Here is a 15,045-nt window from a genome sequence, read left to right as displayed (position 1 = left end):
GATCAGCCCTCCCGGCCGGTGGTGGCGTCGTCACCGGAGTCCGACACGTTGCCGGGATCGAGCGTACGCAGGCCGGAAGCGTCGTCCGAAGCATCGACACCGGCCTGAACCTCTTCGGCGCTCGGCAACGGCGGCAACTCATGGACCGCGCCCTCCTCGACCGAAGCGACGACCGGCTCCTCGTCATGCGCCGCGCTGCGCAAACCAGCCGGGTACGGAGCGTCCGTGTGGCGGGCTTCCTTCACCGCGTCCTTGACGAACAGCCAGCCGCCCTTCGATCCTGGCACTGAGCCTTTCACGAAGATCAGACCGCGCGCGACGTCGGTGCCGACGATCTCGAGATTCTGCTGGGTGCGGTACTTGTCGCCCATATGCCCGGCCATCTTCTTGTTCTTGAAGACCTTGCCCGGATCCTGGCGCTGACCGGTCGAACCGAGCGAACGGTGCGACACCGACACGCCGTGCGTCGCGCGCAGGCCGCCGAAGTTCCAGCGCTTCATGCCGCCGGCAAAGCCCTTGCCCTGCGTACGGCCCTGGATGTCGACATATTGTCCAGCGACATAATGGTCGGCCGACAGCTCGGCCCCGACATCGAGCAGCGCATCGCCATCGACACGGAACTCGGCGAGGATCGCCTTGGGCTCGACCTCGGCCTTGCCGAAATGGCCACGCTGCGGCTTGGAAAGGTTCTTGGCCTTGGCGCTCCCGGCGCCAAGCTGGACGGCGGTGTAGCCGTCCCGAGTCTCCTCGCGAACGGAGACGACCTGTACGCCATCAAGCTGCAGGACGGTGACGGGCACATGCCGGCCGTCATCCTGAAACAGGCGGGTCATCCCCAACTTCTTCGCGATCACGCCAGTGCGCATGATCCATACTCCTTACAGAGGCACGTCGGACCATTCCGAGGTGCGTGTAGCCCGATGTGTGAAAAGCGGCCCCGTCCCGGGCTGGTCGTCCCCGTGAGGGAACATGACGGGAGACGCTGTCCCGGCGGCAGACCGTCGGCGGTATCTCGATGTCGTAGCTCCCGCGCGGCCAAAGGCCGTCTGCGGAAGAAGCGCCGTTAGGCCAACTTGATCTCCACGTCAACGCCGGCGGCAAGATCAAGCTTCATGAGCGCGTCCACCGTCTGCGGGGTCGGCTGCACGATGTCGAGCAGACGCTTGTAGGTCCGCGTCTCGAACTGCTCGCGCGACTTCTTGTCGATATGCGGGCCGCGGTTGACCGTGAACTTGTCGATATGCGTCGGCAGCGGGATCGGACCACGGATCAGCGCGCCGGTGCGGCGCGCGGTGTCGGCGATGTCGCCGGCAGCCTGATCGAGCACGCGGTGATCGAACGCCTTGAGGCGAATGCGGATATTGTTGTCCATGGGTCCTACCGATGCGAAAGAGCTGGCCGCCGAGCGGCTTGATATCTGGGAAACGCTTGAGGGAAGCCGACGAGCCTCCCGTAAATAGCGGAGGGCGGCCCCGGTCTCCCGGAGCCGCCCCCTAACTCAGGTCAGCGCGCCTACTACTTGGTGATGCCGCTGACAACCCCTGCGCCGACGGTCCGACCGCCCTCACGGATGGTGAAACGCTGGCCCACGTCCATGGCGATCGGCGCGATCAGCTTGATGCCGAGCGCGACGTTGTCGCCGGGCATGACCATCTCGGTACCCTCGGGCAGCTCGACGGTGCCGGTCACGTCGGTGGTGCGGAAGTAGAATTGCGGGCGATAGTTGGCGAAGAACGGAGTGTGACGACCGCCCTCCTCCTTCGACAGCACATACACCTCCGACGAGAAGTCGGTGTGCGGCTTGATCGTGCCCGGTTTGCACAGCACCTGACCGCGCTCGACGTCCTCACGGCCCACGCCTCGGATCAGCGCGCCGACATTGTCGCCCGCCTGACCCTGGTCGAGCAGCTTACGGAACATCTCGACGCCCGTGACCGTGGTCTTGCGGGTGTCGTTGATGCCGACGATCTCGACTTCCTCGCCGACCTTGACGATGCCGGTCTCGACGCGGCCGGTGACGACCGTGCCGCGACCCGAGATCGAGAACACGTCCTCGATCGGCATCATGAACGGCTTGTCGAGCGGACGCTCGGGCTGCGGGATGTATTCATCGACCGCCGCCATCAGCTTCAGCACGGCGTCATGACCGATCTCGGGGGTCTTGTCCTGGAGCGCGGCGACCGCCGAGCCCTGGATGATCGGAATATCGTCGCCCGGGAACTCGTAAGACGACAGCAGCTCGCGGATCTCCAACTCGACCAGCTCCAAGATCTCGGCGTCATCGACCAAGTCGACCTTGTTCATGAAGACGACCATCGCGGGCACGCCCACCTGGCGCGCGAGCAGGATGTGCTCGCGAGTCTGCGGCATCGGACCATCGGTCGCGGACACGACCAGGATCGCGCCGTCCATCTGCGCGGCACCCGTGATCATGTTCTTCACATAGTCGGCGTGGCCAGGGCAATCGACGTGCGCATAGTGGCGCGCCGACGTCTCGTACTCGACGTGCGCGGTCGAGATCGTGATGCCGCGCTCACGCTCCTCGGGCGCCTTGTCGATGTTGTCGTACGACGTGTAGGTCGCGCCGCCGGTCTCGGCCAGCACCTTGGTGATCGCGGCCGTCAACGACGTCTTGCCGTGATCGACGTGACCGATGGTGCCGATGTTGAGATGCGGCTTGTCGCGAACGAATTTTGCCTTCGCCATGTTCTTCCCTCTACAGCGCGCCGCCTGGAGAGCCGGCGGGCCGCTTGACCACGAATTAATATGGAGCGGGCGGGCCCGCAAAGCACAAGAAGCCGGGCGTCCCCACCCAGCCTCTCGCGAGTTGGCGCGGATAGCTCAAGCGTAGGCAGGACGCCAGCCCCAAAATCGTTCCGCACCCGCTCCTGCAGTCATCGACGCCGCGTCCGGGCGCATGACTTATCGGGCGGCGTAGACCGTGCCCGCGAACGAGTAACCGGACGCACCGCCCGCTTCGGCGACGGTTCCACCGAGCGCTGCGCCGATCTCGACGGCCCGCGGACCGAAGAACCGACCGCTGACGGTCGCATCGACCGTGCGGTCGCCGCCGTTCAATCTCGCCGCGAAGTCGCCGGTAGCCGGATCGATCGATGTCGATGTCGCCAGCGTGCCGAGCTCCAGGTCGGGGACGCCCGCCGCCGTCCCGATCAGCCTGACCGAGATCGTCACCCGCCCCGCCGCCGGGTCGGCCGAGGCCGATACCACGCTCCGCTCGAGCGAGTAGGCCCGGACGGCCGAACCCTGCCCGACATAGGCGGTGGCGAGAAGGACGCCCCGCCGCGACGCGCCCGACGGCGACGATGCGATGTCGGCGGGCAAGGTCGGCACACCTAGTACGCACTGATATGACCGCGGCGTCCCGCCCACTGGCGCGGACACCGACGCAAGCCGGGTATATTCCAGCCCAGCCCCGGCCGCGACCGGCCGGACGACCGCGAAGCGGACAAGGTCCGCCCCCACCGTCCGGGCAAGCGCGACTTCCTCGCCCGGACCGGGCGTGACGCCGTCGCGACCGTCGAACCCGGCCGAGACATCGCCGCCGATCGACCAGACTTGCGGCGTCACCACATACCGGAAGGAGAGCCCGCGCCCATACGCCGTCACCGGCAGGGTGGCGGGCGGCTGTTCCGCGAACGCGAACCCGGCGCACCCGCTGGGTAGCGACAGGGAAGCCCCCAGCCGGAAGGACAGGATCTCGGCGAACGTCAGATATCCGGCCGGTGTCGGCGAGGGAGTCGACGTCGGTGTCGGTACGGGAACCGGCGTGGGTGTTGGCGGCGGTACAGGGGTCGGCGCGGACGCCGCCGGGGGCGCCGCCTGCCCGGCGAGTTCCGCCGAATCCCCGCCGCATCCAGCGAGTATCAGGAATGGCGCAACTATCGAAACACGCGATCGCATCCGCTTCGTCCCCTTATCGAGGTCAGCGGATGGTCATGCCAGTCCCGACACGAAAAACCCGGCCCGACGCTCGCCGGACCGGGTACAACCCGTGTTATGTTACACGCGTGTGAAGTCGCGGCTCAGGCCAGCTTCGCCTTGACCTCGTCGGCAACATTCGCCGGTACCTCGTCATAATGCGAGAACTGCATCGAATATTGCGCGCGGCCCTGCGTGAACGAACGCAGCTGGTTCACGTAACCGAACATGTTCGCCAGCGGCACCATCGCCTCGACGGTCTGCGCGTTGCCGCGGCTGTCGGTGCCCTGGATCTGGCCACGCCTGGAGTTCATGTCGCCGATCACGTCGCCCAGATAATCCTCGGGCGTGACGACCTCGACCTTCATGATCGGCTCGAGCAGCTTGATCCCCGCCTTTTGCGCGGCCTCGCGCATTGCGCCGCGCGCGCAGATCTCGAACGCCAGCGCCGACGAGTCGACGTCGTGATACGCGCCGTCGGTCAGGTGAACCTCGAAATCGATGATCGGGAAGCCGATCAGCGACCCCGTCTCGGCGGTCTCGCGCATCCCCTTCTCGACCGAGGGGATATATTCCTTGGGGATATTGCCGCCCTTGGTCTCGTCGAAGAACTGGAAGCCCGTGCCGCGCTCGCCCGGGACGACCGTCACCTTGACGCGGCCGAACTGACCCGAGCCGCCCGACTGCTTCTTGTGGGTGTAGTCGATATCGACCTTCTTGCCGAGATACTCCCGGTAGGCGACCTGCGGCGCGCCCACGTTCGCCTCGACCTTGAACTCGCGCTTCATGCGGTCGACCAGGATCTCGAGATGGAGCTCGCCCATCCCCTTGATGATCGTCTGGCCGCTCTCGGCGTCCGACGACACGCGGAACGACGGGTCCTCGCGCGCCAGCCGGTTGAGCGCGACGCCCATCTTCTCCTGGTCGGCCTTGGTCTTGGGCTCGACCGACAGCTCGATGACCGGATCGGGAAAGATCATCCGCTCGAGGATGATCGGGGCGTTCAGCGCGCAGAGCGTCTCGCCGGTCGTGGTGTCCTTCAGCCCCGCCAGCGCGACGATGTCGCCCGCGAACGCCTCCTGGATGTCCTCGCGGCTGTTCGCATGCATCAGCAGCATGCGCCCGACCTTTTCCTTCTTGTCCTTCACCGAGTTCATGACGACCGACGCGGTGTCCATCTTGCCCGAATAGATGCGCGCGAAGGTGAGCGTGCCGACGAACGGGTCGTTCATGATCTTGAATGCCAGCGCCGACATCGGCGCACCGTCTTCGGGGGGCCGCGCCTCGGGCGACACGCCGTCCAGCTTCAGCCCCTCGACGGGCGGGATATCGAGCGGGCTCGGGAGGTAGTCGACCACCGCATCGAGCAGCGGCTGGACGCCCTTGTTCTTGAACGCCGAGCCGCACAGCACGGGGACGAACGAAAAATTGAGCGTACCCTTGCGGATCAGCGCCTTGAGCTGCGCGCTGGTCGGCTCGGTGCCCTCCAGATACGCCTCCATCAGGTCGTCGTCCTGCTCGACGGCCATCTCGATCAGCTCGGACCGCGCGGTCGCGGCGGCGTCGGCCAGCTCGGCCGGGATATCCTGATACTCGAACTTCGCGCCGAGGCTCTCCTCGAGCCACACGATCGCTCGGTTCTCGACGAGGTCGACCAGCCCCTTGAACGAGCCCTCGATGCCGATCGGCAGGTACAGCACCGCCGGACGCGCGCCGAGCCGATCCTTGATCATCTCGACACACCGCTCGAAGTTCGCGCCGGTGCGGTCAAGCTTGTTGACGAAGCACATGCGCGGCACGTGATACTTCTCGGCTTGCCGCCAGACCGTCTCCGACTGCGGCTCCACGCCGGCGACCCCGTCGAAACATGCCACTGCGCCGTCGAGCACGCGGAGCGACCGCTCGACCTCGATGGTGAAGTCGACGTGGCCCGGCGTGTCGATGATGTTGATCCGGTGCTCTTCGCCCTGGCCCTCGGCGGCCTTCCAGAAGCAAGTCGTCGCGGCCGACGTGATCGTGATCCCGCGCTCCTGCTCCTGCTCCATCCAATCCATCGTCGCGGTGCCTTCATGCACTTCGCCGATCTTGTAGGACTTGCCGGTGTAATAGAGGATGCGCTCGGTCGTCGTCGTCTTCCCGGCGTCGATATGCGCCATGATGCCGATATTGCGGTAACGCTCGAGCGGATGGCTGCGGGCCATGATCGTTGCTTCCTTGAGACTTGGGAAGTCGGACGATCCGGCTCCCCATCATGTAGGTGTGGTGCTTACCAGCGCCAATCCGTCGGCGCGAGCCGACCGATCTTACCAGCGGTAGTGGGAGAAGGCGCGGTTAGCCTCCGCCATGCGGTGCGTGTCCTCACGCTTCTTTACGGCATTGCCCCGGTTATTGGCGGCGTCCATCAACTCGCCCGACAGACGTGCCGACATGGTGTTTTCGGACCGCGAACGCGCCGCGCCGATCAGCCAGCGGATCGCCAGCGCCTGCGCGCGCTCGGGCCGCACCTCGACGGGCACCTGGTACGTGGCACCGCCGACGCGGCGCGATCGGACCTCGATGCCCGGCTTGATGTTGTTGAGCGCGTCGTGGAACACGCCGATCGGCTCGCGCTTGGCGCGGGTCTCGACGGTGGTCATCGCGCTGTACACGATCAGCTCGGCGACGGACTTCTTGCCGTCCAGCATGACGGAATTCATGAACTTCGACAGGACCACGTCACCATAAACGGGGTCGGGCAGGATTTCCCGCTTTTCGGGACGACGACGACGAGCCATCAGATACTTCCTTCTTCTAACTTCAGCCTAGGGAGTCGCAGCAGCGACCGGCTTACTTCGGACGCTTGGCGCCGTATTTGGAGCGGGACTGGCGGCGGTCCTTGACGCCCTGCGTGTCGAGCACGCCGCGCAGCACGTGGTAGCGCACACCCGGCAGGTCGCGCACGCGCCCGCCGCGGATCAGCACCACCGAATGCTCCTGGAGGTTGTGCCCCTCGCCCGGGATGTACGAGATGACCTCGCGCTGGTTAGTCAGGCGGACCTTGGCGACCTTGCGCAGGGCCGAGTTCGGCTTTTTGGGAGTGGTCGTGTAGACGCGGGTGCAGACGCCACGCTTTTGCGGGTTCTGCTCCATCGCGGGAACCTTGGACTTGGCCTTCTGCGGGTCGCGCCCGTGGCGCACCAGCTGATTGATCGTGGGCATTGAAGCCTTCACCTTTCACGTGGTTACTTTGCTGGAGCCTTGACGCCCCGCGAATACAAAATGGGGCCATGCGGGACGGCTAGCGTCATCCGACAAGGCCCTGGAATGCATCCAGCAATGTTCAATCGACCGGACGAAGGCAAGCCTTAGCCGGACGGCCTATGCCAATACCCGCAGAGCTCGGTAGGGTCAACGGGTGGTGCGGAAATGCCGTTGCAATGTTGGATTTCCAAGTCTAACCCGGTCGATGTCGCCATTCCGATCCCGACACCTCGGCTCGCACGGCCGTTTGTTGGAATTTATTGGGGGTGGGATAGGGGCATAGCTCAGCTGGTTAGAGCGTCGGTCTCCAAAACCGAAGGCCCTCGGTTCGAGTCCGAGTGCCCCTGCCATCCTCGCGATGCTTGCGCGAGAGGGGCGGCGCGGTTAGATGGCCGGGCTTGCAGACCCCGCATCGGTCCACCGGCCGCTTCCCTACCGGAGCGGCGGCGCGGTCCGCCCAACCCCAACCGAGTATCCCCGACGTGGCGAAGACATCCCCCGCCCAGTTCATCGCCCAGGTCCGCGCGGAGACCGCCAAGGTCGTTTGGCCCAGCCGCCGCGAGACGGTGATGACGGGTATCATGGTGGTGATCATGACCACGATCCTGGCGCTGTTCTTCCTGGGGGTGGACTCGTTCTTCAACGCGGTCGTCCAGGCGCTGCTCAAGTTCGCACAATAAAGGCTCAACACATGTCGCGCTGGTACATCATCCATGCCTATTCCGGGTTCGAGGGCAAGGTCCGCGACGCGATCATGGCCGAGGCGACGCGCCTGGGGCTCGACCGGCTGGTCGAGCAGATCGAGGTCCCGACCGAGACGGTGACCGAAGCCCGCCGCGGCAAGAAGATCGCGGTCGAGCGCAAGTTCATGCCCGGATACGTGCTGGCCAAGCTCGACATGACGGACCAGGTGTACCACCTCGTCAAGAACACGCCCAAGGTGACGGGCTTCCTGGGCGCGATGGGCAAGCCCCAGGCGATTAGCGAGACCGAGGCCACGCGCATGCTGAACTCCAAGGAGGAGGCGGCGGCGGCGCCCAAGCAGAAGGTCAAGGTCGATTACGAGATCGGCGACGCGGTCAAGGTCCTGGACGGCCCGTTCGCGAGCTTCACCGGCACGGTGGAGGAGCTCGATTTCGACAAGTCGAAGGTGAAGGTATCGGTTTCGATTTTTGGGCGGGCGACGCCGGTCGAGTTGGATTTCGAGCAGGTCGAGCGGAGCAAGTGAGGCGCAGCCTCACGTCCGCACGCGCCTAGCGTAGCTAGAAGCGAGACGGTGCCCGCCGGCCGGCGGGTCGCGCCAGCGAACCCGTCCGACGATGACGCGGGATTTACTCCCGCGTCCGCCCACCCCTAGCCGAGCAGCGCCCGCAAGCGCGCGATCGCCGCAGCCGCTTCCGCGCCCGCGGCCTCGATCTCGCCCACGATCTCTATCGGCGTCCGTGGGTCGACCACGACCTTGCGGTTCGGGTTCACCGCCTTCAGGTCGAACTTCCTCGCCTCGATCGCCTCGCGCTCAACGGTCCAGCTCCGTTCCGAGTCCTCACGCCCGGGCAGCCGCGCTAAGAAATCGTCGAAGCTGGCGAGCGTCAGCGGCTTCTTCTTGGTCACTTTCACGTCGGACAGGTCGTAATACCAAGTCCGTTCGGTCGGCTTGCCCTTGGTGAAGAACAGGAGGTTGGTCTTCACCCCCGCCCCCGTTGCGGTGAAGGTGCTGGACGGCAACGACACCACTGCCCACAGGTCGCAGGTGTCGAGCAACCGTCGTTTGGTCTGGACGAAGGCGTTCTCGTTGGTGCGGAACATCACTCCCTCGTCGACCACAATCCCGCACCGACCGCCGTCCGCCATCTTTTTGATAATGTGCTGCAGGAACAGGACCTGCGTAGCCGATGTACGGTAGTCAAACGTACTCTGGACGTCTGTGTTCTCCTGCCCACCGAAAGGCGGGTTGGTGACGACGACGTCGAACAGCTCGGGCGGGCGCTCCCACAGGCCATCGAACTGCGCGACCTCCGACAAGGTATTACCGTGCCATAGATTCGGCGCGTCGATGCCGTGGAGGACGAGGTTGGCGAGCGCGATGGGGAAGACGAGGTTCTCCTTCTCGCGCCCGTACAGCCGACGGCTGCCCGTGGCGCGGACGTCGGCCCCGGTCGATCGGTCGTCCTTGTCCAACCCTTCGCGGACGTGCTTGAACGCCTCGATCAGGAAGCCCGCGGTCCCGCAGCATGGATCGTAGATCGTTTCGCCGGGCTTGGGGTCGATCACCTTGACGACAGCGCGGATCAGGTCGCGCGGGGTAAAGAACTGGCCGCCGTCGTTGCCCTTCTCGCCCATTTTGAGGAGCAGGCCCTCATAGACCTGCGATAGCGGGAACAGGTCGTCATAGTCGTCGCCTGCGACATCTAGCTTGTCGAGCCGATCGAGCACGTCGGCCAAATTGCGGTCAGTGTCGATGCGGGTGCGCTCCGTCCCGGTGACGATTTCGCCGATCACCTTTTGGCGCGGGGTCGCGCCGGGCAGGTCGCGAAGCGAGCGTAAGTGCGGCAACAGGTCGCGGTCGACGAAGCCCTTGAAGGCGTTGAGCGCGCCGCTTTGCAGCTCGACGCGCTTGGTCCCCTTGGGCGCGGCCCAATCGCGCCAGCGATAGGGTGAGGTCAATGACGGCGCGAATGCCTCCTCGAACGCTTCGGCCTCCCCCGCCTCGCGCTCCTCGCGCGCGTCGAGGACGCGGAGGAACAGCAGCCAGGACAGCTCGGGCACATATTGCAGCGCGCCCGCGACGTTGGAGCGGCGCATCACGTCGCACGCGCCCCACACGGCGGCATCAAGCTCGGCGCGGGTCGCCTTGGGATCGTCGAGGGCCATTAAAGTTTCCCGGAAAAGGCGGCAGCGAGGAGCGCAGGGCCTAGTGCGTCAAGCGCGGCGGCTTGCGCGGTAAGAGCAATGTTCGCCTCAGCGACAATACCACAGGCGGCATCGACCCTGGCGAGCGCGCGGTCTTGGTCCTTGAGAGAAGGCAGCCGGATACGCAGCGCCTTCAGTGTCGGCATATACACCGTCTTGTGGATCGCCCCTTCCGATAATCCGCGCACATAATCGCGAGCGGCAATAAGTGACCGGGCCAGAAACCACGGGCGCAGACGATCACCGGGCACCCAGTTCACGAAGTCCTGACTCGTCGCCATCGGAACACCTAATACGGTGACGAAGCCTACCGATGCTGTGCGCGAGAGCACTACCGTGCCGGCTGGTAGCAATCTGGCCGATGAATTTGCCAGTCCGAGTTCGTTTGTCTGTTCATCGGTAGACATAGCAGTGGTGCCGTCCAGGGCCCGAATATCGGGCAGCGCGATCCACGGCACGTCGCCGCCCCACCATTCGGGATGACGACGGCTCGGCGTATGCCCGCTCTCTAGCTTAGCTACCTCCACCAGCGGTAGCCAATCGGGTCCGGCCGCGATCGGATCGCCCGCGGCGGCGATGGCGCGCCCGCCCATCGCGGCCTCGACAGCAGCAGAGGCTAAGCGCTCGGCATCAACACGCTGCCGCGCCGCCGCCGCGTACGCGGCGGCGATGTCCGCCATTGCCGCGTCCAACCGGTCGGCGATGCGGCGCTGCTCAGGGAGCGAGGGGAGCGGAATGCTGGCCGTTGTGACGTCAGCAGGCTTAACCCGCTCGCGGCTTTTAGTCGCGGCGCTAGGCCCTGCAATTGATTTGATGAACGGGTCTGACCTGAGCATCCACGTAAGGAAGCGTGCCTCACATCGCTCCGGGTTGGGTAGTAGTGGAAGAAACTCCGTCGAACACGCGCGCTGGGCGTCTTGAACATCCTGAACGCACCATACTCGCGAAATACGTGGGTTGAGCTTTGAGAACAGGACCGCTCCGCGCGGGAACGCCGTCTTGTTGCTCAAGATTTCGGCACCTCGTTCGATAACAGGTTGCTTGCCGTCGTCGAACGCAGGGATGCTGTAATGAGCAAATAGCTCATCACGCCTACGTTGCGGATTGATTGTCTCGCCAACCAATGAGGCTACGGCGTCGATCCTTACCATCATCGCCTGGTTCACGCTGCAAACAGCCGCTCGCGCGTATCCCGCAGCACCTGCGCGGGCGGTCCCACCCGTGCGATCGCCGCCAGCCCACCCGCGCGCCGGACGGCGGGCGTCTGGAGCACGCCGCTATTCTCCAGCTCGTCGGTCCCGCCGCGCGCAAAGGCGGCGGCGAGCGCCAGCACGGCCGCGCGGCCGTCGGCAGGCATCGGCCGCAGCCACGCCTCGTTGTCGAGCGGGAAGCGCCCGGCGCGGTCGTCGCGGGTGCGCGGCGTCGCCCGGTAGGCGGTCTTGGCCAGCACGTCGAACTCGTCATAGGCGGCCATGCCGTCGACCTGCGCGATGACGCGTGGGGTGAAGCCGTGCGCCAGCAGCGCGTCGATCAGCGCGCGCCGCCGGGGCGGCTCGATCCAGATACGGCGGAACGCGCCGACATCGACGGCTTCTCCGCGCAGCGCCTCGCCCAAGCGGCGGCGATATTCCTCGACGGGCAGGCGGGTGTCGCGCCCGTCCTCGCGCGTCAGCACGTACCGGCCGCCGTCCTCGATCCGGACGGTCAGCCCCTCGACCACGATCAGGCTGGACGACGGCGCGTCGTCGGACGCGAGCGGGTCGTCCGAACCGCCTGCGCCGGCCGGCGCACCGGTGGTCGGCGCACCGACCACCGGTGCGCGCGAGATGAAGTCCTCGCCCAGCAACCGCGTCGCGTCGGTATAGTCGTAGACGCGGAACATCAGCTTGCCCGATCCCTCGTCGATGCGGGTGCCGCGCCCGATCATCTGATAAAAGGTGATGGGCGAGCGCATGTAGCGGAAGAACACGACGTTGTTCAGCGCGGGCACGTCGACCCCCGTCGACAGCAGGTCGACGGTGCAGGCGACGAAGTGGCTGCGCGCCGCGCCCTTCAGGTCGGGGATCATCGCCGCCCCGCCCGACTTGGCGGTGCAGCGGAAAGCGTAGCGGTCGGCAGGCTTCTCGCAAGCGTCGGCGCACCAGCGCGCATAAGCATTGCCGATCGCGACGGCGACCTCGCCCGCGTGATCGTCGCTCGCGCAGAACACGATACATTTCTGGTGCGGCCCACCCGTGGCGAGCAGTTGCGCGAACAAATCGTCCGCCATTGCGCGGGTGCGTTCGGGGATGCTGATCGCGGACTCGAATTGGCCAGCGCCATAATGCGATTTCAGGTCGTCAGCCGACGCCGTCGACCCATCATGCTTGTAGGACAGCTTGTGCTCGGCGACCTGGCCGCCAGTGACGCCCGTCTCCTCCTCGATCGCCTCCGCGTCGGCGATGAACACCTCGCGCCGGACGATCTCGCACGCCGCGAGATAGCCATCGTCGATCGCCTGCGCGATCTCGTATTCGTAGACCGGCTCACCGAAATAAGTGAGGTTGTCGGCGATCAGCGCGCGGTCGCGGTCGGCCTCGTCGCTCCGCTCGCCGATTTTCAAAGTGCGCGGGGTGGCCGTCAGGCCGATATGCACCGCGTCCGGGTTGCGCTCCAGCACCTCGAACCATTTGCCCCAGGCGGAGCGGTGGCATTCGTCTATGACGATATGGCTGAAATAGTTCGGCGGGTAGAACTCGCGGAGGAAGCTGGCGGTGTCGTCGTCGGTGGCGATGCCGAGCGTCTGGTAGGTCGCGACATGGACGCGCGCGTTGGCGGCGACGTTCCTGTTACCGCGCCGCTCGACGATCGCAGCGTCGGCCCCGAAATCGGCCTTGAGCGACGTAAGCCCTTGCGTCCGGAGCTCATCGCGGTCGCAGAGGAACAGCGCGCGGGTCAGCTTGCCGGCGTTAGCGATCTTGTGGAGCAGCTTGGTCGCAATGAAGGTCTTGCCGGTGCCGGTGGCGAGCGTGAGAAGAGCGCGCGTCTCGCCGGTCGCCAGCTTTTCCAGCACCGCGCGGATCGCCGCGTCCTGGTAGTAGCGCCGTTGGCCCTCGCCGCCGCGATACGGCTCGATCAGCGGTGCAGCCTCCGGGGTGTCCAGTGCGAAACCCTTTGCGGCTTCCCACCGTGCGCGGAGTGCGTCCGGTGTCGGAAAGTCAACCATGGGCCGGGGCGCGGTAGTCAGCCCGGTCGTCGCGTCGAACTCGACGAACCGATGACCGTTCGAGGAGAAGACGAACGGGACATTGTGCCGCGCGCGGTAGCCCTTGGCCTGTTCCAAGCCGTGACCGGGCGACTTGTCCTCGGCCTTGGCCTCGATCAGCGCCATCGCGACCGCCTGGGTGCGGGGATGAAGCTGGTAGCGGAGCAGGTAGTCGGCGCGGCCCTCGCCCTTGCGTCGGGCCTTACCGGTCAGCGTGTCGAACTCGATCGGGGCGGCCGTCACCTCGCGCCGGACCAGATCGTTGGTCCAGCCGCGCCCGAGCAACGCGGGGTCGATCAGGGCGGCGCGGCTATCGGCTTCATTACGCGGCATGGCGCGCCGGTAACGATACGGCAGGGCTAACGCCAGCCGCGAGCTTTCCCGCTATCGCTTCTTCCGATCCCCCGCCCGCAATCCCCCGAACAGCGCCCGGCCCGGATCGTGCGGCACCTTAGTCGGGTCCGCTTGGCTCCAACCCTCGACCTGCGACAGATCCGGCAGCCCGACCACCTCTACCGGCAGATACCGCGCTTCGCCCCTCGCCTCGCGGGCGGCTTCGGCGCGGCGGAAGGCTTAGCGGTCCTGCTCCTGGCGCGCCTGGTACATGGCGGACAGGCGGAACGAGTGCGCCTCGGGCGACTCGCCGCGGCGGCGCTTGATGTGGGCGGGCTCGGCCTGGAGGCGGACCTCCTTTTGGTGGAGGTACATCAGCTGGAGCGCTTGGGCGGGCGTCATGGGCGGGAGCGCGGGGGGATCGTTGTGCGCCCAGGCGTCGCGGGGGGCGTCGCGGGCCAGGCCGGCTTCGAGGAGCGCCTGCTCGACGCGGCCGTAGCCCACCGACAGCGCGTCGCGCCATTGCTCGTCGAAGGCGGGATCGCGGCGGCGGCGAACGTAGAAGCTCGCGGGCGAGAAGCCGGCCGCCCTGGCCGACAGGCGGATGTTGGCGGTCGCCGACAACGCGAGGAGGAAGCGCTGCTCGACCGCATGGGTGATGCCGCCGGGGCGGACGCGGCGGATCTGGCGGCGGCCCGACGGGGTGCGGTGGGCGCGGGGCTCGCCCGCGAGCCGGGCGTGAACGTGGGCGAGCGCGGCGTCCCAGGCGGCGGCGAAGGCGGGGTGCTTGGCGCGGCGGCGGGTCAGCGCGGCGCGGTGGACGCCGATGGCGTCCGCGGCGGCGCGGGCGTTGCCCAGGCGGCGCAGCTCGCGGAGGAAGGCGGCATTTTGCTGCGCCTGGGCGGGGGTGAGCGGGCGGGGCATTCCCGGTATGTTCCGGGTGGAATCCAACATTGCAAGAGAGGATCGGATTGTATGGCAGTTTACATACGTACAGGGCTTTGCCGCTCGACCTAGACTCGAATACTATCGGCGGCGCGCTATTTCGGTTGGGGCGATAGCGCGGACGTGTATGGATCGTTGCAATCTCCCCAGGTGAAGGAACCGGCGTTGGCTTATCAGGATCATATCGCGCAGACCGCCAAGCTGATCGGCGCGCAGGGCGGCACCTGGGACGGGATCGATCCGGAGGCGGTGGCGCGGATGCGGGCGCAGAACCGCTTCCGCACAGGCCTCGACATCGCGCGCTACACGGCCGGGATCATGCGGGCCGATATGGCGGCGTACGACGCGGACCCGGCGAACTACACTCAGTCGCTGGGATGCTGGCACGGCTTCATCGCGCAGCAGAAGATGATCAGCATCAAGAAGCATTTCGG

At 66.2% G+C, this 15,045-nt stretch carries 13 protein-coding genes, 1 tRNA gene and 1 pseudogene; 4 read left to right on the top strand and 11 right to left on the bottom strand.

Annotated elements, in window-relative coordinates; translation table 11 throughout:
* Window positions 1–2: 2 nt before the first annotated feature.
* The 7 genes from rplC to rpsL form a co-directional block, all read right to left on the bottom strand.
* A complete protein-coding gene (rplC, locus tag ACFE7F_RS08990; protein WP_375403516.1) occupies window positions 3–866 on the bottom strand; it encodes a 50S ribosomal protein L3 in 864 nt (287 codons plus the stop codon).
* Between the two features lie 197 nt (window positions 867–1,063).
* Complete coding sequence (rpsJ, locus tag ACFE7F_RS08985; RefSeq protein ID WP_033921125.1) at window positions 1,064–1,372, bottom strand: 30S ribosomal protein S10; 309 nt, start codon at window positions 1,370–1,372, stop codon at window positions 1,064–1,066.
* Window positions 1,373–1,515: 143 nt separating this feature from the next.
* Window positions 1,516–2,706, bottom strand: coding sequence for an elongation factor Tu (gene tuf / locus ACFE7F_RS08980; RefSeq protein ID WP_375403515.1), 1,191 nt, complete (start codon window positions 2,704–2,706; stop codon window positions 1,516–1,518).
* A gap of 216 nt (window positions 2,707–2,922) precedes the next feature.
* Window positions 2,923–3,921, bottom strand: a complete 999-nt coding sequence (locus tag ACFE7F_RS08975; RefSeq protein ID WP_375403514.1) for a hypothetical protein — start codon at window positions 3,919–3,921, stop codon at window positions 2,923–2,925.
* A gap of 122 nt (window positions 3,922–4,043) precedes the next feature.
* Window positions 4,044–6,140, bottom strand: a complete 2,097-nt coding sequence (gene fusA / locus ACFE7F_RS08970) for an elongation factor G (RefSeq protein ID WP_375403513.1) — start codon at window positions 6,138–6,140, stop codon at window positions 4,044–4,046.
* 102 nt (window positions 6,141–6,242) lie between these two features.
* Window positions 6,243–6,713 carry a 30S ribosomal protein S7 gene (rpsG, locus tag ACFE7F_RS08965; RefSeq protein WP_375403512.1) on the bottom strand — a complete coding sequence of 157 codons (471 nt, stop codon included), beginning with the start codon at window positions 6,711–6,713 and terminating at the stop codon, window positions 6,243–6,245.
* 52 nt (window positions 6,714–6,765) lie between these two features.
* Complete coding sequence (gene rpsL / locus ACFE7F_RS08960) at window positions 6,766–7,137, bottom strand: 30S ribosomal protein S12 (RefSeq protein WP_375403511.1); 372 nt, start codon at window positions 7,135–7,137, stop codon at window positions 6,766–6,768.
* A 315-nt stretch (window positions 7,138–7,452) separates the two neighbouring features.
* Between rpsL and ACFE7F_RS08955 the strand changes: the two genes are divergently transcribed.
* The 3 genes from ACFE7F_RS08955 (at window position 7,453) to nusG (ending at window position 8,407) form a co-directional block, all read left to right on the top strand.
* Window positions 7,453–7,529, top strand: a tRNA-Trp gene (locus ACFE7F_RS08955).
* Between the two features lie 132 nt (window positions 7,530–7,661).
* The gene (secE, locus tag ACFE7F_RS08950; protein ID WP_375403510.1) at window positions 7,662–7,859 is read left to right on the top strand and encodes a preprotein translocase subunit SecE; all 198 of its coding nucleotides are present in this window, start codon (window positions 7,662–7,664) and stop codon (window positions 7,857–7,859) included.
* Between the two features lie 11 nt (window positions 7,860–7,870).
* Window positions 7,871–8,407, top strand: coding sequence for a transcription termination/antitermination protein NusG (nusG, locus tag ACFE7F_RS08945; protein WP_375403509.1), 537 nt, complete (start codon window positions 7,871–7,873; stop codon window positions 8,405–8,407).
* 125 nt (window positions 8,408–8,532) lie between these two features.
* Here nusG and ACFE7F_RS08940 read toward each other — a convergent pair whose 3' ends face one another.
* The 4 genes from ACFE7F_RS08940 to ACFE7F_RS08925 form a co-directional block, all read right to left on the bottom strand.
* Entirely contained in the window at window positions 8,533–10,050 is a 1,518-nt protein-coding gene (locus ACFE7F_RS08940) for an N-6 DNA methylase (RefSeq protein WP_375403508.1), read from the bottom strand.
* Entirely contained in the window at window positions 10,050–11,255 is a 1,206-nt protein-coding gene (locus ACFE7F_RS08935) for a restriction endonuclease subunit S (protein WP_375403507.1), read from the bottom strand. Before ACFE7F_RS08935 ends, ACFE7F_RS08940 begins: the two co-directional genes overlap by 1 nt.
* Window positions 11,252–13,666, bottom strand: coding sequence for a DEAD/DEAH box helicase family protein (locus ACFE7F_RS08930; protein ID WP_375403506.1), 2,415 nt, complete (start codon window positions 13,664–13,666; stop codon window positions 11,252–11,254). The genes ACFE7F_RS08935 and ACFE7F_RS08930 overlap by 4 nt, the downstream gene beginning before the upstream one ends.
* 240 nt (window positions 13,667–13,906) lie before the next feature.
* On the bottom strand, window positions 13,907–14,590 hold the full coding sequence (locus ACFE7F_RS08925) for a hypothetical protein (protein ID WP_375403505.1): 684 nt from the start codon (window positions 14,588–14,590) through the stop codon (window positions 13,907–13,909).
* Window positions 14,591–14,776: 186 nt separating this feature from the next.
* Between ACFE7F_RS08925 and ACFE7F_RS08920 the strand changes: the two are divergent.
* Window positions 14,777–15,045 (top strand): annotated as a pseudogene (locus ACFE7F_RS08920) (isocitrate lyase); the annotation flags it as partial.

The organism is uncultured Sphingomonas sp., from assembly GCF_964235535.1.
In the GTDB taxonomy this organism is placed as follows: domain Bacteria; phylum Pseudomonadota; class Alphaproteobacteria; order Sphingomonadales; family Sphingomonadaceae; genus Sphingomonas.
The sequence above is the reverse complement of the archived record's forward strand: the minus strand, read 5'-3'. Positions and strand labels throughout refer to the sequence as shown.